General features: G+C 53.0%; 16 protein-coding genes. 14 read left to right on the top strand and 2 right to left on the bottom strand.

The features are described 5' to 3' along the window. Nucleotides 1-413: 413 nt before the first annotated feature. The 8 genes from glmS (at nt 414) to RUMCAL_RS11720 (ending at nt 11,018) form a co-directional block, all read left to right on the top strand. The gene (gene glmS, locus RUMCAL_RS11685; RefSeq protein WP_040648133.1) at nt 414-2,234 is read left to right on the top strand and encodes a glutamine--fructose-6-phosphate transaminase (isomerizing); all 1,821 of its coding nucleotides are present in this window, start codon (nt 414-416) and stop codon (nt 2,232-2,234) included. 21 nt (nt 2,235-2,255) lie between these two features. Next, a complete protein-coding gene (locus tag RUMCAL_RS11690) occupies nt 2,256-3,521 on the top strand; it encodes a leucine-rich repeat domain-containing protein (protein WP_021683116.1) in 1,266 nt (421 codons plus the stop codon). Further along, the gene (locus RUMCAL_RS11695) at nt 3,518-4,990 is read left to right on the top strand and encodes a leucine-rich repeat domain-containing protein (protein WP_021683117.1); all 1,473 of its coding nucleotides are present in this window, start codon (nt 3,518-3,520) and stop codon (nt 4,988-4,990) included. The genes RUMCAL_RS11690 and RUMCAL_RS11695 overlap by 4 nt, the downstream gene beginning before the upstream one ends. 37 nt (nt 4,991-5,027) lie before the next feature. After that, on the top strand, nt 5,028-6,740 hold the full coding sequence (locus RUMCAL_RS11700; protein WP_040648124.1) for a leucine-rich repeat domain-containing protein: 1,713 nt from the start codon (nt 5,028-5,030) through the stop codon (nt 6,738-6,740). An 88-nt stretch (nt 6,741-6,828) separates the two neighbouring features. Further along, nucleotides 6,829-7,431, top strand: coding sequence for an RNA polymerase sigma factor (locus tag RUMCAL_RS11705; RefSeq protein ID WP_021683119.1), 603 nt, complete (start codon nt 6,829-6,831; stop codon nt 7,429-7,431). Continuing rightward, on the top strand, nt 7,428-8,759 hold the full coding sequence (locus tag RUMCAL_RS11710; RefSeq protein ID WP_021683120.1) for a hypothetical protein: 1,332 nt from the start codon (nt 7,428-7,430) through the stop codon (nt 8,757-8,759). Before RUMCAL_RS11705 ends, RUMCAL_RS11710 begins: the two co-directional genes overlap by 4 nt. 24 nt (nt 8,760-8,783) lie before the next feature. Continuing rightward, complete coding sequence (locus RUMCAL_RS14815; protein WP_051343847.1) at nt 8,784-9,725, top strand: D-alanyl-D-alanine carboxypeptidase family protein; 942 nt, start codon at nt 8,784-8,786, stop codon at nt 9,723-9,725. Between the two features lie 237 nt (nt 9,726-9,962). After that, nucleotides 9,963-11,018, top strand: a complete 1,056-nt coding sequence (locus RUMCAL_RS11720; RefSeq protein WP_040648125.1) for a leucine-rich repeat protein — start codon at nt 9,963-9,965, stop codon at nt 11,016-11,018. A 50-nt stretch (nt 11,019-11,068) separates the two neighbouring features. Here RUMCAL_RS11720 and RUMCAL_RS11725 read toward each other — a convergent pair whose 3' ends face one another. After that, entirely contained in the window at nt 11,069-11,599 is a 531-nt protein-coding gene (locus RUMCAL_RS11725; RefSeq protein WP_040648126.1) for a hypothetical protein, read from the bottom strand. A 169-nt stretch (nt 11,600-11,768) separates the two neighbouring features. Further along, nucleotides 11,769-14,165, bottom strand: coding sequence for a glycoside hydrolase family 94 protein (locus RUMCAL_RS11730; protein ID WP_021683125.1), 2,397 nt, complete (start codon nt 14,163-14,165; stop codon nt 11,769-11,771). Between the two features lie 267 nt (nt 14,166-14,432). Between RUMCAL_RS11730 and RUMCAL_RS11735 the strand changes: the two genes are divergently transcribed. The 6 genes from RUMCAL_RS11735 to RUMCAL_RS11760 all read left to right on the top strand — a co-directional run bounded on the left by RUMCAL_RS11735 (nt 14,433) and on the right by RUMCAL_RS11760 (nt 20,015). Then, nucleotides 14,433-14,810: a GntR family transcriptional regulator gene (locus RUMCAL_RS11735; protein ID WP_040648127.1), complete on the top strand. Its 378-nt coding sequence runs from the start codon at nt 14,433-14,435 to the stop codon at nt 14,808-14,810. Between the two features lie 2 nt (nt 14,811-14,812). Then, on the top strand, nt 14,813-15,676 hold the full coding sequence (locus RUMCAL_RS11740) for an ABC transporter ATP-binding protein (RefSeq protein ID WP_021683127.1): 864 nt from the start codon (nt 14,813-14,815) through the stop codon (nt 15,674-15,676). Further along, nucleotides 15,673-16,341: an ABC-2 transporter permease gene (locus RUMCAL_RS11745; protein WP_021683128.1), complete on the top strand. Its 669-nt coding sequence runs from the start codon at nt 15,673-15,675 to the stop codon at nt 16,339-16,341. Before RUMCAL_RS11740 ends, RUMCAL_RS11745 begins: the two co-directional genes overlap by 4 nt. A 41-nt stretch (nt 16,342-16,382) precedes the next feature. Continuing rightward, nucleotides 16,383-17,060 carry a tRNA (N6-threonylcarbamoyladenosine(37)-N6)-methyltransferase TrmO gene (tsaA, locus tag RUMCAL_RS11750; RefSeq protein WP_021683129.1) on the top strand — a complete coding sequence of 226 codons (678 nt, stop codon included), beginning with the start codon at nt 16,383-16,385 and terminating at the stop codon, nt 17,058-17,060. Between the two features lie 260 nt (nt 17,061-17,320). Next, nucleotides 17,321-18,622: a phosphopyruvate hydratase gene (gene eno / locus RUMCAL_RS11755; RefSeq protein WP_021683131.1), complete on the top strand. Its 1,302-nt coding sequence runs from the start codon at nt 17,321-17,323 to the stop codon at nt 18,620-18,622. A 268-nt stretch (nt 18,623-18,890) separates the two neighbouring features. After that, entirely contained in the window at nt 18,891-20,015 is a 1,125-nt protein-coding gene (locus RUMCAL_RS11760) for a dockerin type I repeat-containing protein (RefSeq protein ID WP_156902546.1), read from the top strand. Nucleotides 20,016-20,136 lie beyond the last annotated feature (121 nt).

The following is a 20,136-nucleotide window of genomic DNA, read 5'->3' on the forward strand; positions in this document are numbered from 1 at the left end:
AGTCGCCAGACGCTCTTTGTGCGGTATTGCCCTTAGTATATCACATTTTTCGACAGACTGCAACTGCATTCGGCGATTTTTTGAAAATTCCGCAGAATCGAAAAAGTTGTTTTTGCTGTCGAATTGCCGGAATTCCCTTTGTTTCACAAACCCATATCACGTAATTTTCACTAAAAAATCAGTTGCAATTCCAGTGCGGTTATGGTATAATTGATAAGGCAACACCGTGCAAAGCTTGTGTGTAAGGTGCATCGTCAGATTTTTTGGCAGATTGCATAGAAATTTCGCAGGCAGACTAGGTGCAGTGTTGCCATAATATGTAGTGTCCGGTCATTTGGGACACGATGCATATGAAGCGACTTTGCACCGGTTTGGTGCGGAGCTGCCATGAAAACGAAAGTGAGGCACAAAAGATGTGTGGAATTGTTGGATATGTGGGCAAACGGGACTGTACGGAGGTCCTGCTGAACGGTCTGGGAAAACTGGAATACCGCGGCTATGACTCTGCCGGCATTGCTGTCTTTCAGGACGGAAAAATCACTGTGGCGAAGTCCAAGGGCAGACTGAAAGATCTGGAGGAAAAAATGGAGCGTGAGGGCAGACCTTTCGGGCATGTGGGCATTGGTCACACCCGCTGGGCGACCCATGGCGAACCCTCTGACGTAAACGCTCACCCCCACAGCGGCGGCAGAGTGACGATCGTACATAACGGCATCATCGAGAACTATAAGGAACTCAAGGACTTCCTTGCGGGAAAAGGCGTGACCTTTACCAGCGACACTGACACCGAAGTGGTGGCAAAGCTGCTGGACTACCGCTATAACGGCAGCCCCATTCAGACCATTTCGGAAACCGTCCGCGATCTGGAAGGTTCCTATTCGCTGGGCATTATCTTCGCAGACCACCCCGAGCAGGTGTACGCTGTCCGCTGCGAAAGCCCGCTGATCGTGGGTGTCGGCAAGGGCGAAAGCTTTATTGCCTCTGATGTGCCGGCAATCATCGAATACACCAGAGATTACTATCTGCTGGAACACGAGGAAATTGCTGTGCTGGACGACAACGGCGTACAGATCTTCGATGCGTTCGGGCAGCCGGTGAAAAAGGAACTGAAAACCGCAGACTGGGATGTGGAGGCGATCGGCAAGGGCGGCTATGCCCACTTTATGCTGAAAGAGATCCACGAACAGCCCAACGCGATTCGCAACACCATTCTGCCGCGGATTCAGGACGGCTTGCCGAATCTGGAGGAATGCGGCATCACACCGGAGGTGCTGCGGGAATTCCGGCATATTCAGGTAGTTGCCTGCGGTACGGCAATGCATGCCGGAACAGTGGGCAAGTATGTCATTGAAAAGCTGGCACGGGTGCCGGTAACGGTGGACATCGCTTCGGAATTCCGCTATCGGGAACCGCTGGTGGGAGAGGGCGATCTGGTCATCATCATCTCCCAGTCCGGCGAAACTGCCGATAGTCTGGCAGCTCTGCGGCTGGCGAAATCGCTGGGGGCAAAGACTCTCGCCATTGTCAACGCAATGGGCAGTTCCATTGCACGGGAAGCAGATATGCTGATCTACACCCATGCCGGACCGGAAATTGCCGTGGCATCGACCAAGGCGTACATGGTGCAGATCGCGGTGATGTATCTGTTTGCCTTTGAGCTGGCTCTGGCTGTGGGCAACATTGACGAAACAGAGTGCCGCCGTCTGGTAAAGCTTTTGCAGGAAACGCCGGAAGTGATCACCGGCATTCTGGAACACAAGGAGCAGACACAGTATATTGCCTCCTCCCTCATCACCGCCGACAGCCTGCTGTACATCGGACGCGGACTGGACTACGCCCTGAGCATGGAAGGCTCGCTGAAGCTGAAAGAGATCTCCTATATCCACTCGGAGTCTTATGCAGCCGGAGAACTGAAGCACGGCACCATTTCGCTGATTACGGAAAACATGCCGGTCATTGCCGTAGCGACCCAGAAGGCACTGCGGGAAAAGACCATCAGCAACATCAAGGAAGTCAAGGCACGTGGTGCACGGGTCATTCTGGTGTGCCGTGAGAGCGACAATGTGGATCCGGACGCAGTAGACCTGAAGTTTGGTCTGCCGGAATTTGACGACCTGCTGATGCCCATGATCGCTGTGGTACCGTTGCAGCTGATCGCATACTATACTTCTGTGCTCAAGGGCAATGATGTAGATAAGCCGCGGAATCTGGCAAAGTCCGTGACAGTGGAATAATAGAAAAGGAACGGGAAAAACATGAAACATACCAAAATCGTGCTGCTGACTGCGGCAGTCGTCATGATGACACAGGCACTGGGACTGTCGGCTGCGGCAGAGGAAGAAACCTCTGCCCAGAGCGGCGAAGAAAGCGTGATCGACGCAGACAGCTTATCCAGCGATGAGAGCAGCAAAGAAACGCTGACCAGCGGGGATTATTCCTATACGCTGGACGGTGACAACGCCACCATTACCAAGTATAACGGCAGCGAAACTGCCGTTACGATACCGGACAAGCTGGACGGGCACACCGTTACCACACTGGGCAGCGGCACATTTGCCACCAAGGATATGATCACTTCGATCACCATTCCGGCAACGGTTGACACAATCAACAGTTCCTGCTTCTACGGCTGCACCGTGCTGGAACAGGTGTCGCTGGCAGAGGGCAACACGGCGTTTACGGTGACGGACGGCGTACTGTTTTCCGCAAACGGAGAAGATCTGATCGTCTATCCGCAGGCAATGGAGGGCACGTCCTATACCATTCCGGACACTGTCAGAGAGATCTGGACCTCTGCTTTTTCCAATACCAAGCTGACTGACGTGACATTTCCGGACGGACTGCTGTACATTGATGACTGGGCATTTGCCTCCTCGGCACTGACTTCTCTGGATCTGCCGGATACTGTCACGGAAATCGGACAGTATGCCTTTGCATACTGCACTGGCATTTCGGAAATCGACATGCCGAAAGATCTGGAACTGATTCAGGCGGCAGCCTTTGCCGGCGAAACCAGCTTGACCAAGGTGACATTTTACGACAGCCTGACGGATATTCAAATGGCAGCCTTTGCCGGCACCGGTTTGAAAGAAGTGACCATTCCGGAAAGCGTTTCCACCATTGGATTCTGTGCATTCGGCTATGAAGCCGATATGGTGACCAAGGTACAGGACTTCGTGATCTACGGCAAGGTCGGTTCACAGGCAGAGGCATACTGCACCGCAGAGGACTCTGAAAACGACTATTCCAACAACTTCAAATTCCGCAGCGTGATGTCCGAGGAAGTTTCGGATACGGAGAATACGGCTGTTGCTGTTGAGGAAACCGAAAGCGGCTGGCAGAAATACGGCAAGTGGATCCTGCTGGGAGCCGGTGCACTGGTACTGCTCATCGGCGGCGGAGTGCTGATCTTTGCTGGCGGCGGAAAGCAGAAGAAATCCGGCAAGGCAGCCAAAAAGGATACCCAGTCTGTGGAAAGTGAAGAAAAGCCGGAAGCGGCAGACCATGAGGATACCAAATGAGAACGTGGAAACAGCTGATTTGCGGACTTTTGGGAACCACGCTGTGTGCCGGACTGCTGGGTGCAGTGCCGGCAGCGGCGGCAATGACAACGGAGAATGCAACAGAAGATGACAGCGGCATTTCTGTGGACACTTCCGGCGATGCTGCCTATGATGTGTTCACCTATCGGGGAAATGACACCGGCGTGACCATTACCTCCTGTGACACTTCTGCCACAGCAGCGAACCTGCCGGAGGAGATCGACGGGAAACCGGTGACAGAGATCGGTGATGCCGCCTTTATGAACTGTCAGTTCCTGACCTCGCTGACGATTCCGTCCCACGTGACAAAAATCGGGGAAAGTGCCTTTTCGGACTGTCCCATGCTGTGTACAGTGTCTTTGCCGGAGGGACTGCGGGAACTGGGAAAGGGTACTTTTGAATCCTGCACCATGCTGAGTGAGGTGAACATTCCCTCCACGCTGACAGAACTGCCGGAGGCGGCGTTCTACAATTGCAGCTATTTTCCCAGCTTTACGGTGCCCGCCAATATCCAGACCATTGGCAGCGAGGCGTTCTACAGCTGCACTGCACTACAGGAAGTGACCCTGTCCGAGGGCATTGTCAGCATCGGGGACTATGCGTTCCAGAACTGTCAGGTGCTGGAAACCGTTTCCCTGCCTGCTTCCTGCACCACGCTGGGAAATTATGTGTTTGACGGCTGTCAGGCACTGACGGCATTTTCCGTTGCACCGGAAAATCCGGCGTATCAGGAGCAGGACGGCGTGCTGTTTACCGCAGACGGAGAAACGCTGCTCCGCTATCCGCAGGCAAAGGCGGAAACCAGCTACACCGTGCCGGAGGGCTGTACCACGCTGGCGGACTGGAGCTTTATCGGCTCTACAGCATTGGAGCAGATCAACATTGACGGGGTGACTGCGATCGGAGAGGACTGCTTCTATTACTGCACGGCTCTGAAAAGCATCACTGTGCCGGAGGGCATCACAGAACTGAACGGGGCAGTATTTGCCTACTGTTTGTCCATGGAGGAGGCAACACTGCCGTCCACCATACGAAAATTGGGGAATCATTGCTTCTATTCCTGTGCCAAGCTGAAAAAACTGGAACTGCCGGACGGTCTGACCACGATCGGCGACCAGTGCTTCTATAACTGTGTGGCACTATTGCAGATGAATCTGCCGAAAAGCATTACAGAGATCGGGGAACAGGCGATCGGATACTATACGCCGTCCGATGCCAAAGATAACGAGGCAAAAGAGATCGACCAGCTGTACGTGTACAACGACGGCAGCGAAGCGGTGCGGAAGTACATGCAGCACTGGAGAGCAAACACCTATAAATACTGGCTGATCGGCGGCGGGATCACTGTAGTCGTTGCCGGCGGTATTGTTACGCTGATCGCTGTGCACCAGAGTCGGAATAAGATCCGGCCTACCAGTCGGCATGCCTCGGCAACAAAGAAAAAGTGATACCGGCACACTTGCCGCAGAAAGGAACCCGAAATCCATGAAGTCTACATTTCCATTTGCATTCAAACGCGGTGCTGCTGCCCTTGCCGCAGCATCGGTTGCTGTCTGTGCTCTGCTGCCTGCCGGCGGCGTGGTATGGGCGGCAGAAACCACTACTGCCGAGAGCAGTGACACGTTCGATGACGGCACGCTGACCTATAAAAAGCTGAGCAATACCACAGTTTCTGTCACTGACTGTGTGGAGTCGGCGACTCATATCAGTATCATGCCGAAAATCGACGGCTATGACATTGTATCGATCGGGGAAGAAGCTTTCGCCAACTGCACGTCGCTGCAAAGTGTGACCATTCCCGCCAGTGTGACCGAGATCGGTTCGGCTGCCTTTTACGGCTGTACCGCACTGACCAAAGTGACTGTACCGGACGCTGTGACCAAAATCGAGCAGGGCACATTTTTCAGCTGTACCGCACTGACTGACCTGACGCTGGGCAAGGACACCACGGAGATCGGCGATATGGCATTCGGCTACTGTACCAGTCTGGAAACGGTGACGCTGCCCGATACAGTGGAAACACTGGGCGACCAGCTGTTCTACTACTGCACGGCTCTGGACGAAGTGCAGATTCCGGAAAAGGTGACGGAACTGGGCGGCTATACCTTTTACGGCTGCATGTCCCTGAAGTCCTTTACCGTTCCGAAGAATCTGGAGAATATCGGAGCTATGTCCTTTGTGGCATGCCCGTCGCTGGAAACCATTGCGGTAGAGGACGGCAACACCAAATATCAGGCAGTGGACAACGTGCTGTATGATACAGAGGAAAGCATTCTGTATCTCTACCCCGCAGGGCGGACGGATACCAGCTTTACTTTGCCGGAAAGCACACTGGTGGTCTATGCCGGTGCGTTCTTTGCAGCAGGCAACCTCCAGCAGATCAACTTTGATGAGAAATTACAGTACATCGGCGAAATGGCATTCGATTTTTGCAGCGGGCTGACCAGCCTGACTATTCCGAAAGCAGTTACCACCATTGGAACGACTGCATTTGCCGACTGTACTGGTCTGACTTCTGTCACTTTTTCCGGTGCCTCTGACGAGGACGGCGGCGAGGGCGGCGATCTGGAAATCGGGGACTACGCCTTTTTCTGTGACGACAACCTGAAAGAAGTTCAGCTGCCGAAGCGGGTTTCCTCTGTGGGCAAGTACGCTTTTGGCTGTACCTCTCCGGCTGACGATGACGACAGCGAGGACTATGTGACAGTTTCGTCAGACTCCGGCGACAATCTGAAAGTCAAGGCTCTGGACGGCTTCCTGCTGATCGGCTATACCGGTGCAGCATCAGATTATGTCAAGGACTGCGACGTGAAGATCAGCTTCAAGGCAATGAACGTCAACTGGAAAGCTGTTATGCTGTGGGGCATACTGGCGGTGGTTTTGGTGGCAGTGCTGCTGATCGCAATTCGCCTGATCCGCCGGAACATGATGACAGCAGAGGAAAAGAAAGCCTTGCAGGAAGCCGAAGCCGAGCACAAGATCCCGCTCTCCCAGCGTGGCAAGCAGGACGAAGCTGCAGAGGAGAAACCGGAATATGATGACGGCTACCGCAGCATTCTGGACGATGACGACGAGGACGAGGCGGAAGAAGTGGCAGACTATGAGCAGACCATTTCACACAGCCAGCTGCACCATATCGGTCACGCCGATATGCCGGCAGCAGAGGACGAAAAGAAAGACGAGGAAGACGAGGAATAGGGAAACACCAATCATGTGACCATTTCTGCGGAATGCGTGTTGTTATAGGTGAACGGCCGTTCGGAACATACGAAAGGAGTGAACCAGCGTGCAGGAACGTTCTCTGATACGCAGACTCAAACAGCACCAGCCGCAGGCTCTGGAGGAGTTGATTACAACTTATAGCCCCTATGTGGGAACGATCATACGCAATATTATCGGAAAGTATCTGGCAGAACCGGACGTGGAAGAACTGACGGCAGATGTGTTTCTGGCGGTGTGGGAACATACCGACCAGCTGAAAGCCGGAAAGCTGACGGCATATCTGGCGGCAATTGCCCGAAATCGGGCGAAGAACCGGATCCGCAGCTATCACGAAACCGTGAATCTGGAAGATCTGGTGGAGATCGGCAGCGAAGAAGATGTAGAAGGCAGCATCGACCAGAAGATTCTGGGGGAACTGCTGCAGGACGTACTGGACACCCTCTCCGCAAAGGACAGGGAGATTCTGGTGCGGTACTACTATTGCTATGAACCCGTCCGTCAGATCGCCGACATGCTGCACATGAGCGAATCCGCAGTGAAAATGCGAATGAGCCGTGCCAGAAAGAAGTTGCAGCAGGAACTGGTGGAACGGGGATATGCGTATGAAGACACACCGGCAGTGCAGCAGGTTCGCTTCACCGCCATGGGGAAAGGAGCTATCTCATGAAATGGAATTGCTTTGATTGGTTTGACCACTATGCAGCAGAAAAAAATGGTGTGCCGAAGCTGGAAACCCAGCCGATTCATACCGATGCAATTTGGAAACGGGTGCAGGAACAAACTGGTATTGCTCCGCAGCCGAAGCGGAATCGCATGCACATAACCAAGTGGGTGGCAGGCATCGCCGCAGCGGCAGTGCTGGTCACTGGCGGCACAACGCTGGTAGCAGCAGCCGGCTACGGCGGACTGGACGCATTCTTCCAGAGCCTGATCGGTGAAGAAACACCGAAAGATCCGGAAAAGCTGGCGGCTCTGGTCACTACGCCGGCGGCAGAGTTTGACAGCACCAACGAGGACGTGCAGTTTAAGCTGCTGGGCATGTACGGCGATGACAGCCAGGCAATGCTGAGCTTTCAGGTGACTGCCATAGACGGTGCGGCGTTGCAGGACGGCTTGGCGCTGCCCTATCAGCTGACTTTACAAAATGCAGACGGCAGCAGTGAAGTGCTGGACTGCTATGGCAGAACGGCAGATGTCCGGGAAAAGGACGGGGCGTATTATATCAATCTCCGCATCAACCGCACCGGTCTGCAGGGAAAAGTCCTGGATGTGACCTTTGAAAATTTCTATACTGAAGCGCAGGTCTCTCAGATCTGGGAACAGCTAACAGCCTATGACGACCAGTTCCTACAGGAGTATGTCCGGCAGAACTTCGGGGAAGATGCGTTGAAAGACTGGGGGAGCGGCGAGCTTCCGGCAGGTTTTGATGTAAACGCTTGGAAAGCTTATCGCCGGGAAAGCCAACTGGCGCAGAAGTGCAGCGACCGGGAAAAGGAACTCTACGCGGAGACAGACGGCGTGATCTCCGGCAGCTGGCACACCTGTGTGGCATTGGATTTTGTCAGCGCAGCGCCCATCACAGCCGATTTTGACGGAGGCACAGTGAACTTGCAGGAACTTTCGGCAACGATCACAGCTCCGGCAGAATGGGATGACGAGAGCCACACAGTCGATTATGTCATCACGCTGAAAGACGGCAGAAAGATTTTTGATGAGTTGGTACAGAATGCAGAAGGGGAGGAGATGCTGCGGCGTATCCATGCACTGCCCGTCTGCGGAACAGACACCATCGGGCAGTATGTGCCGCTGACAGAGGCCTATTGGGATGCGGACAGCGCCGCAGATGTGCTTTGCTACAGCGAACCCATCAATCCGTCAGAGGTGAAGACGATCACCGCATATCGCTTTGCTTTTGCGGGCGAAGCTTCTGACGGCACCAGCGGACTGAGCGGCTATGATCTCACTGACAGCACGGTGATCTATCGTGCACAATAACGCGCAGAGAAAGGGATGTTTCATATGAGTAGAAACCAACAGCACCGCCGGAAACGGCAAAAACAGTTATGCCTGATTGCACTGCTGCTCTGTCTGGCAGTGCTGGGGTTTTCTGTGTGGCTCTTGTTCATCCCCAACACACTGAACCGCGCTGGAGAATCCTCTGCCTTGCAGAACAGCGCTTCTGACAGCAGCACTGCCGCCGGAACCAATGCTCCCGATACGCCGGCTAATACCGATGCACAGGGATTTCTGGCGGTGCTGGAGGGCAGCACAGCACAGCTCCCCGCAGCAGACGGCAGCTGGAACAGCAGTGACACTTCCGTTGCAGAAGTGGACAGCAGCGGCACAGTCACCGGCGTACAGCAGGGCAGATGCCAGATCACTGACGGCAAGACTAATTACCAGATCGCCGTGCGGCATCTGGAACAGCGGCAGGAGGGAACCTATGCAGACGGCATTCTGATCGTCAACAAGTCCTATCCGCTGTCTGCCGACTATGATCCCGGCTTGCAGCCCATTACCAAGGACGCGTTTCAGAAGCTAAGTGACGCGGCGGCACAGGAGGGGCTGGATCTGTATATTGGTTCCGATTATCGGGATTATGCCTATCAGGTGAAGATCTATAACAACTACTGCGATCTCTACGGTTCGGAACAGGCGGACAGCTTTTCTGCCCGTCCAGGCTATTCCGAGCACCAGACCGGACTGACCATTGACTGCAACACTATTGACGATGCCTTTGGCGATACGCCGGAAGCCGCGTGGCTGGCACAGCACTGTGCAGACTATGGCTTCATTATCCGGTTCCCGCAGGGCAAGGAAGATGTCACCGGCTATCAGTATGAGCCGTGGCATATCCGCTATGTGGGCGTGGACATTGCAAAGGAAATCCAGAAATATGACCTGACATTGGAGGAATATCTGGGCGTGGATTCCGTCTATGCTGCTCCGTGGCAGGGATAAGCGTACTTTTCAACTTGCCTATAGAAAAACGCACCAGAAGTGGTGCGTTTTTTGTTGCTCTGCTGAATTTATGAATTCTCTGCAAAAAAAGTTGACAAAGCAATACGGATATGATATAGTATGAAATATAAGTGCAAAATCACATGAAATTGGATTTTTCAGTTACAGATTTCATGTAAAAACAAGGAACGATGCATAGACGGCTCTATGCAGGGATTTACAAGAAAGGGTGATCGTATGAAAGCGTGCAAGAAAATGACTGCACTTCTGGCGGTATTGGCAATGCTGACCGGAACGGCAGGGCTGCCGGTTTCCGCAGAGGAAGCTACCGGCACATTGGGAGATACCATGACATGGACAGTTGACGGGGATACGGTGCATTGCACATGGGAATCTGCAACGGCGGACGGTGTGGAGATTTCAATACAGGGGGATACCTGCACCATAGAAAAGGGTGTTTATCCTTGGGAAGAATATCATGCATGGTTGAATGCGGCAGCAAACGAATTGACGGAACTGCTGGAGGCAAATGGCCATGACCCTTCTGCAATGGGCAGCGAGGAAAAGAACGCAGTGCTCGCAGAGCTGATGCCGGAGGTTTATGCAGTGCAGACAGCGTTTACTGGTATCAAGCACATTGCAGTTTCCGACACGGTGACACAACTGGACGTGGCATTGGGATTTCTCGGACTTGCAGATGCAGAAACGGTACAGCTGGGAAACAGCTTGGTTTCTATCGGGGACAGTACATTTGAGAATACCCACTGCACCCAGATCACCTTGCCGGACAGCCTGAAAACCATTGGAAATCACGCATTTTATGATGCCGGCGTAAAAGAACTCATCATTCCGGCAGGGGTGGAGGAGATCGGTGACAATGCTTTGGAAAGTGATTCGACTCTGGAGAAAGTGACCATTCTCTCCCGTGATGTTGACCTGACGGATACCGGACTGGGCTATGTGTCCGTCTGGCTGGAAACCGATCCGAACCGCAATGAAAATCTGGTGATCTATGGCTATGCTGGTTCTACTGCGGAACAGTATGCGGCAGAGAACGAGATTCCGTTTGTGGCACTGTCGGAAGAATGGCTTTGCGGTGATGTCGATCTGGACAGCAGAATTGACATTCAGGACGCAGTACTGCTTGCAAAGGCGAGTGCCGGAACGGTTTCGCTGAACGAAGCGGCAAAGAAGAATGCGGACTGCAATGAGGACGGGGAAGTTGACAGTGCAGATGCCACTGTGCTGATGGAATTTCTGGTGCATCTGGTGGATACGCTGCCGGTGCAGTAAACGGGCTTTAAAAACGGCAGGGAACTTTGATCGGTTCCCTGCCGTTTGCATTATGTCGTTCCCATTTCCGTATCATCATGCGTTTCCACCGGCGTGCAGCTTTTCAGCAGTGCCTGCAATTCCGCGGTAAGCTGTTCCGCCTTGCCGCTGCCCAGATACCCTATTGCGTAGACGAGAGATTTTCCGCCGGAAACCGGCTCCGCAGAGAAGCCGCCCTTGTCGGTCAGCAGATACTGGCTGTCCGTGCTTTGCAGCTGGAATGTGGTGGTGTTGCTTTCCGGTGTGTAGTCCTCCAGTGGCAGCAGAGTGAGGAAGCTGCGGTGATAGTCGTAGTCGTTCAGCAGGGAAACCAATGCCTTGTACTCCTGCGTGTCCGGCTGGAATTCATAGGTCACTGTGTCAACGGTGTCTTTTCCGGTGACAGTCACGCCCGTAATGTTGACTGAGAGAGAAAGGGGTTCGCTTGCGGAAATACGGCTGCCCAATGAGTAGGGGTATAGGAAATACCACCCGCCCACGAGAAGAATTCCCAACAGCAGCAGTCCGATAATGATATGTTTTGCAGTTCTGGCGGATCTCATAGCATGCTCCTTTGTTTTCGTGTAGATTGCCTTTATTATACCATGAAGCGACAAAATTGTAAAGGCAATACTGCACTTTTTGCGGAACATAATGGTTTCCAACAAAAATGCCCTTTCCTTTGCGGAAAGGGCATTGCTTATTTATGCTATAGAGTTGCCTTTCGGGAAATTAGCCCAAAACAACTTCAATTTCGTTCTTGTCAGCCAGTGCGTCAGCCGGTACATAGTCGCCGTCCAGTGCCTTGCCGTTCAGTGTCAGGGAAGCCACGCCGCTTTGTACGTGGTTCGGGTTCTTGACCGTGATAGACAGCTGCTTGCCGCGGAACAGTTTTTCCATGGTGAAGCCGTCCCATGCTGCCGGAATCGACGGGCAGATGTGCAGACCGTCAGCGTCCGGACGCATGCCGCAGATACCCTCTACGCAGCCAACCATAACGGTGGAAGCGGTACCAGTCAGCCAGTGTACGTGAGAACGTCCTGCATACGGGGAAGCGGTGGACTCGGTGAACTGACCGTGTACATACGGTTCCAGTACACGCTGTTCTGCCTTGTCGTTCATGGAAGCCGGAGAACTTTCCTCGAAGTAGCGGAATGCATCGTCACCGTGTCCCAGCAGGCTCTCTGCCAGAATCAGCCAGCCCTGCGACTGGGAGAAGATACCGCCGTTTTCCTTGGTGTCCGGATTGAAGATGTGCATCAGGGCACCGTCGAAATAGTGGTCGATATACGGCGGATCCAGCAGCTTTGCACCATACGGGGTGTCCAGAATGTCTGCTACAGACTGCATTGCCTTGTCGCTCTGTTCCTTGGAAGCGAAGCCGGAAATGACGCTCCAGCTCTGGGGGTTCAGCCACATGGAAGCTTCCGGATCCTTCTTGGCACCAACTACTACGCCGTCTTCGCGGATACCGCGGATAAAGCGGTCTTCGTCCCAGCATGCAGCCAGTGCTTCGCCCAGAGCCTTCTGAGCCTTGTCCAGATAGGAAACATACTCGCTGTCCTTGCGTTCTGCTGCCAGTTCATGCATCATGGACATTGCATAGTACAGCTGGAATGCCACGAAAGTGGACTCGCCCTTTTTGCCCAGACGCAGGCAGTCGTTCCAGTCTGCGTGCAGACCAGCCGGCATGTTGTGGTCGCCCAGACGTTCCATGGAGAAGCGGATCGCACGCTTCAGGTGGTTGTAAACAGTATCTTCGCCGCCGTTTGCATAGACGATCACTTCGTCATAGAATGCCTTGTTGCCGGATTCGCCCACATACTTGCGAATGGTGGGGAACAGCCACAGAGCATCGTCTGCACGGTAGGACGGGTGACCGGTTTCCTTGACATATTCCGGATCGTCCGGTGTGTTTTCATGACCGGCGTTGTGGTCGAACTTGACCAGCGGCAGACCGCCGCCATTGTCTACCTGTGCAGACAGCATAAAGCGGATCTTTTCTGCGGCGAGTTCCGGATCCAGATGAATGATACCCTGAATGTCCTGTACAGTATCGCGGTAGCCGTAGCCGTTCCGCAGACCGCAGTATACAAACGATGCGGCACGGGACCAGATAAAGGTGATGAAGCACTGATAAGCGTTCCAGACGTTGATCATGTTGTTGAACGCATCAGACGGTGTGCTGACCTGGAAATGGTTCAGCTTGCTGTGCCAGTATTCCTTCAGAGCCTCTACTTCGCTGTCGACCTTGCCGGCAGCTTCATAGGAAGCGAGGATTTCGTTTGCCTGTGCATTGTCTTTCTGCCCCAGTACGAAGATCAGTTCCTTAGATTCGCCCGGCTGGAGGGTGATGTCACTCTGGAGAGCACCGCAGGCATTGCTGTTGTAGTTCATCTCACCGGTGCACTTGCCCTGCTCTACAGCGATTGGGTTGGAATAGGTGCGGTACGGACCAATGAAGCTGTCCAGATTGCCGTTATAGCCGGAGATCGGAGCACCTACCATGCCGAAGAAACGCTCTCTGTGGTTGGAACCGGTAGCGTCCTTGCCGTCATTTTCGTTGATGTGCTGGAGGATCTTGTTGCCCTCAAAGCTGGTACGGGTGATGAACAGGGTGTACTGGAGGTTGACCTGATCCTGTTCGTAGTTGTTGTCGTTGGTGAACTCTACGAAACCGAATGTGGACAGGTTTCTCGGCTTGTCGCTGTTGTTGGTGATGACTGCACGCCATACCTCATAAGTTGCCCCGATGGGTACATAATAAGTGACTTCGGAGGAAATGCCGGCATAGTCTGCGGAAATTACGGTGTAAGCAGTACCGTGGCGGCAGACGCTCTTGTAGGAATCCAGCGGCTTGCCTACCGGCTGCCATGTAGCAGACCAGTAATCCTTGGTGTCGTTATCCCGCAGGTAAATGTAGCGTCCGGGCAGTGCCATCATGGAGTTGAAGCGGAAACGGCTGATTCTGCCGTTTGCACCGGACTTGACAAAGCTATATCCGGCAGCGTTGTTGGAGATCATTGCACCGTATTCCGGAGAACCGAGGTAGTTTACCCAGGGTGCCGGCGTATCCGGTCGGTCGATCACGTATTCTTTGTTTTTCAGGTCAAAATAACCATACTGCATAGGGAGTATCTCCTTTACATCTGTATTTTCAATGTCAAATGACCATCACCGATAAAGACAGTGTGGTCGTACATTTATCATACCATACCACAGAAGATTTTGCAAGGGATTTGCGAAAAAAATTGCAGGAAATGTGGTATGGCTTCTGTGGGCTTTGCAGATTGTGCAGTATTGCCAAAAAGTTTTCCCGCCGGCTTGACAGACAAGCTTTTGTGTGCTATAATGTACTTATTGAACCAGTACAATTGGTACAAAGGAGTGGAGCCAGTGGAAATTATCATCAGCGGCAACAGCAGCAAGCCCATTTACGCCCAGATCACGGAGCAGCTGAAAGCCCAGATCATGGACGGCACGCTGCATGCCGGCGAATCGCTGCCGTCTATGCGAAGTCTGGCGAAGTCCCTGCATGTCAGCGTGATTACAGTGCAGCGGGCGTATGAGGAACTACAGCGGGACGGATTTCTGGAAACGACAGTCGGGCGGGGCAGCTTTGTGGCTGACCAGAATCCGGAGATCTATCGGGAAGAACAGCAGCGAAAGGCGGAGGAGCACCTGCTGGCGGCGGCGGAAATTGCCCGCGTCAGCGGCATTTCGCTGGAATCGCTGGTGCAGGCACTGACCATTTTTTATCGGGAGGAAGAATAGCCATGCAGAATATTTTAGAAGTACGGGATCTGGGGCGTTCCTATGTGAATTTCCGGCTGGAACACATCAGCTTTTCCATTGCCGGTGGAACGATCATGGGCTTAGTAGGCGAAAACGGAGCCGGAAAAAGCACTACCATTCGGGGCATTCTGGGGCTGATCCGGCGGGAGTGCGGAGAGGTGCTGTTCTGCGGCGAACCGCTGAACACAGACAGCGTTGCCATGAAGGAGCAGATCGGCGTGGTGTTTGACAGTCTTTGCTTTTCACCGGAACTGACGGTGGAAAAGGCGGGGAAGATCTGCCGCAGCATCTATTCCAACTGGGACGAAGCCTATTTTCAGGAACTGTTGCAGCAGTTCTCCCTGCTGCCCAAGCAGAAGGTCAAGGAACTGTCCCGCGGCATGAGCATGAAGCTTTCGCTGGTGCTGGCATTTGCACACCACCCGAAGCTGTTGATCCTGGACGAGCCTACCAGCGGACTGGATCCTGTGGTGCGGGACGACCTGCTGGATTTGTTTCTGGAATTCGTGCAGGACGAGGAGCATGCCATTCTGATCTCCACCCACATCACCAGTGATCTGGAAAAGGTGGCGGATTATGTGACATTTCTCCATGCGGGAAAGCTGCTGCTTTCCAAGCCCAAGGATGAACTGCTCTGGCAGTACGGCATTCTCCGCTGCGGAGAAGCATTATTCCAGAAGCTGAAATCGCCAGAGGTGCTGGCGTGGCGGAAAAAGGACTATTCCTATGATGTGCTCGTGCCGGATCGGGAGGCAATTTTGCGGAAGTATCCGGAGGCTGTCATAGATCAGGTCACAATGGACGAGATCCTGTTGTTGTATGTGAAAGGAGTGCAGGGCAAATGAAAGGACTGCTTTTGAAAGATTTCTATACCATATGGAAAGGCGGACGAATTTTCCTCATTCTGTACGTCTTTATGGCGGCTGTTTCCGGCGTGAATATCCAGAGCGGCTGGTCTTACATGGGCTTCTGGCTGGTGATGATGGACTCGCAGACCTCAAGCACTTTTTCCTATGACCATTCCTGCAACTGGAACCGCTTTGCACTGACGATGCCCGTTACGCGAAAAGACGTGGTGCGGTCGAAATTCCTGTTGCAGCTGCTGATCGTATGTGGCAGTACACTGGCGTATCTCGTGCTGGCAGCCCTTGTCAGTCTGGTGCTGCGGACGTTTGAAGTCAAGGCGTTCTGCAACATGCTGTTTGCCGCATGGCTCGTGTTCTGGGTTGTGCTGCTCATGGGCAGCGTTTCCACACTGCTGCTGTTCCGGTTCCCGCCGGAATACGCACGGCTGATCTCCATTTTGATCTATGTGATTCCGGCGTGTGCTTTCATGGGTGCGGGCAGCGTTTTCATGCAGGAAATGACAGACAATCTTGCCACCCTGCCTGCGGAATTTTCCGCAATGCTGCTGCCGGCGGCGATTGCCATGCCGGTGCTGTCGCTGGTGGTTTCCGGACTGTGCTATGTCTTTAGCTGCCGGATCTTCCAGAAGAAAGATCTGGCATAACTCCGTGATGCAGCAGCATCTCCGCAGAAAGGACTGTTATTGTGAAACCTATTGCTCATATTGAAAACGATTTCCCCACCAAGTTCGGTATCCCCCGCCAGAGTGGACTGGTCAACAGTCTGCATGCCCGCATTGTCATGGAGCCGGAATACCGGAATCCCGATGCATTTCGGGGGCTGGAGGATTACTCCCACATCTGGCTGATCTGGGAATTCTCGCAGGCGGTGCGGCAGAAGTGGTCGCCTACCGTTCGCCCGCCCCGTTTGGGCGGCAATGTCCGCATGGGCGTTTTTGCGACACGCTCACCGTTTCGTCCCAATCCGCTGGGGCTGTCGGTGGTGCAGCTGGAAGAAATCGTGCTGCACGGGGCGAATGCTCCCTACCTGACGGTTTCCGGTGCCGACCTGATGCACGGCACGCCCATTTACGACATCAAGCCGTACCTGCCACACATTGACAGCCACCCCGAAGCCAGGGGCGGTTTTGCTCTGCCGGCAGCGGCTCATCGTCTGGAAGTTCGCTTTCCGGAAGTCTGGCTGGAGAAAGTGCCGGAATCCCTGCGGGCAGGGCTGACCGAGGTGCTGGCACAAGACCCCCGTCCGTCCTACCAGCACGACGCCGATCGGGTGTACGGCTTCCCGTTCGCCGGTCTGGAAGTCCGCTTTACCGTGGACGGCGAAGTGCTGACGGTTTGCGAAATTCTGGAAGCGACGGTATAAACTTACGACATCTGCACATACTTCAGGCAGTATCACATGAAGGCAATACTGCACAAGCTTTATTCAGTGTTTCCGTAGAAAAATTTTCGTCGGATACTTGACAAGGCGAAGGTTCTGTGGTACAATGTTTTTAGTTAGAGATAACTAACTTCAAAATGAACATGCGTAATGGAGAAGGAAACACGGTATAAAGCTTGTGTACACAGCCGAAAGGCGGGATTTGTACAGTGCTTCCGCGATACGTAAAGGAGTATTCTACTATGAGTTATTTGCAGATCGAAAAAGTTGTCGGCAGAGAGATTCTGGATTCCAGAGGCAATCCGACTGTAGAAGCAGAAGTCACACTGGTTGACGGTACTGTTGCAAGAGGTACTGCCCCCAGCGGTGCTTCCACCGGCGAATTCGAAGCACTGGAACTGCGTGACGGCGACAAGGCTCGCTATCTGGGCAAGGGCGTGACCAAGGCTGTAGAAAACATCAATACCGTTATCCACGAAACTCTCACTGGTATGGACGCATCTGATCTGTACGCAGTAGACAAGGCAATGATCGCCGCAGACGGCACCAAGGACAAGTCCAATCTGGGTGCCAATGCGATTCTGGCAGTTTCCATTGCCACAGCAAGAGCCGCAGCAACTGCACTGGACATTCCGCTGTATCGTTTTCTGGGCGGCGTATCCGGCACTCGTCTGCCGGTTCCGATGATGAACATTCTGAACGGCGGTGCTCATGCCACCAATACGGTAGACACACAGGAATTCATGATCATGCCGGTAGGTGCTCCCAGTTTTAAGGAAGCCCTGCGTTGGTGTGCAGAAGTGTTCCACAATCTGGCGAAGATCCTGAAGTCCAAGGGACTGGCAACTTCTGTCGGCGACGAGGGCGGCTTTGCTCCGAACCTGTCCAGCGATGACGAAACCATTGAAACCATTCTGGAAGCGGTAAAGGCAGCAGGCTATGAGCCGGGCAGGGATTTCATGATCGCGATGGACGCTGCTTCTTCTGAGTGGAAAAGCGAAAAGGGCAAGGGCTTCTATCACCAGCCGAAGTCCGGCAGAGATTTTACTTCCGACGAACTGATTCAGCACTGGGCTGATCTGGTAGAGAAGTATCCGATCATCTCGATCGAAGACGCTCTGGACGAAGAAGACTGGGAAGGCTGGCAGAAGCTGACGGCAAAGCTGGGCGGCAAGGTACAGCTGGTTGGCGACGACCTGTTCGTTACCAATACTGAACGTCTGAAGAAGGGCATCGAACTGGGCTGCGGCAACTCCATTCTGATCAAGCTGAACCAGATCGGTTCTGTTTCCGAAACACTGGAAGCGATCCAGATGGCTCACAATGCAGGCTACACTGCAATTTCTTCTCACCGTTCCGGCGAAACCGCAGATACGACCATTGCTGATCTGGCAGTTGCACTGAATACCTGCCAGATCAAGACCGGTGCTCCCAGCCGTTCGGAGCGTGTGGCAAAGTACAACCAGCTGCTCCGCATCGAAGAAGAACTGGGCGACAGTGCCGTATATCCGGGCATGGCAGCATTCCACGTAAAGCGGGACTAATGCTACTTCCCACACAACATTTGCTTTCCTTTCAGGGTGAGATTTCACCCGCTTTTAGAACTCTTTCATAACCTTATGAGAAAACGGTACGCACTGGCAACAGACGTACCGTTTTTTCTTGTAAGTTGTTACAATTTTTATTGTGCAAATCGTACAAAATATATAAAAAGGCTTGACACCCCCCCGAAAAAATGATATAATTTTTATAAAGGTTTTCCTTTTTATTTTCAATAGCATATTATTATTTTAGAAAGCGAGGTCGATTTTTATGAAAAGAAGAACAAGGATAATTTCTGCTGTTTGTGCAGCTGCACTGTTGGGAAGTGCAATGACGATGCCGGCAGCAGCATACCCCATGCATATGAATGGGGAAGCTGAAGTGCCGCTGGCACAGGTGCTGCAGATGCTGGAAAATGACAAGACGGCATATGTGGAAAAGGGCGAAAGCATGTACTATGGCTTGAAAGATCCCACACCAGTAGGCATGTATGACAACATTTTCTATGCAACGGCGGAACAAGATGATTTGATTCAGCTCAACGAGTATGCATATCGGATTCAGCTGGAGCAGGACGTGGCAGATGTGCGGGAACTGACAGAACAGCTTTGCGGTCTGCTGACCAAAAAGGAAAATGCAGAGGAGCCGACTGCCGATCAGGCATTGAGTACCGAAGAATCGGAAACACGCCAGCTGACTATGACCGCAGAGGGAAACGGAGCATATACGCTGCGATTCAGCACATCATCGTATCGTCTGGACGAGGAAAAACTTTGTCAGTTCCTCCAGACCTTGTCCGGTTTTGTATCGGTACAGCAGGAAGTCTGGGGCGTTTCTTTAAAGGAAAACAATATCGCACCAATGTGGGATTGTCAAGACAGTTTTGGTATTTGTTGCGTTACTCTGAAAGAAGGAGCTGCTCTGACACCGGAAGATCTGGATCTGGACTTTGATGTGGAGATCGAACAAAATGAAAAAGGCACGTGTACTATAATTCCCAAGAAATTTCTTGACATGCAGCAGCGTTATCAATTGCTGCGGAAAGTTTCTCTCATGGTGGAAGCCGGAGAGAAAATCGATCGAGTAGGTGTTTCCTATATCATGTATGAATCTGTCCCCAATACAGCGGCAGAGTCGGACGGCTCCATACAGCTGATGGGGCGGGGCGACTGCGACGGCAGCAAGGAACTCGACAGTTCTGATGTTTTCGAACTGTTGCAGCACACGGCAAATGTCGGTGCCGGAAACGAGGGCACGCTGACCGGCAAGGAACTGCTTGCGGCTGACATTGACGGTAACGGCAGCGTAGATTCTACCGATCTCTTTGAACTGCTCCGCTACTGTGCAGAAAAGGGTGCCGGCTTGCAGCCCACCTGGACGGAAATTCTGGGCTGATTGCAGGTCTTCGCATGTTGATACAGACTTTGAAATATTGCTGTAAATAGAAATATTCCCACGGGGTGCTCCCTGTGGGAATATTTTTTTGGGCAATACCGCACAAAGATTGTGCGACAGA

Source organism: Ruminococcus callidus ATCC 27760 (assembly GCF_000468015.1).
In the GTDB taxonomy this organism is placed as follows: Bacteria; Bacillota; Clostridia; order Oscillospirales; family Ruminococcaceae; genus Ruminococcus_C; species Ruminococcus_C callidus.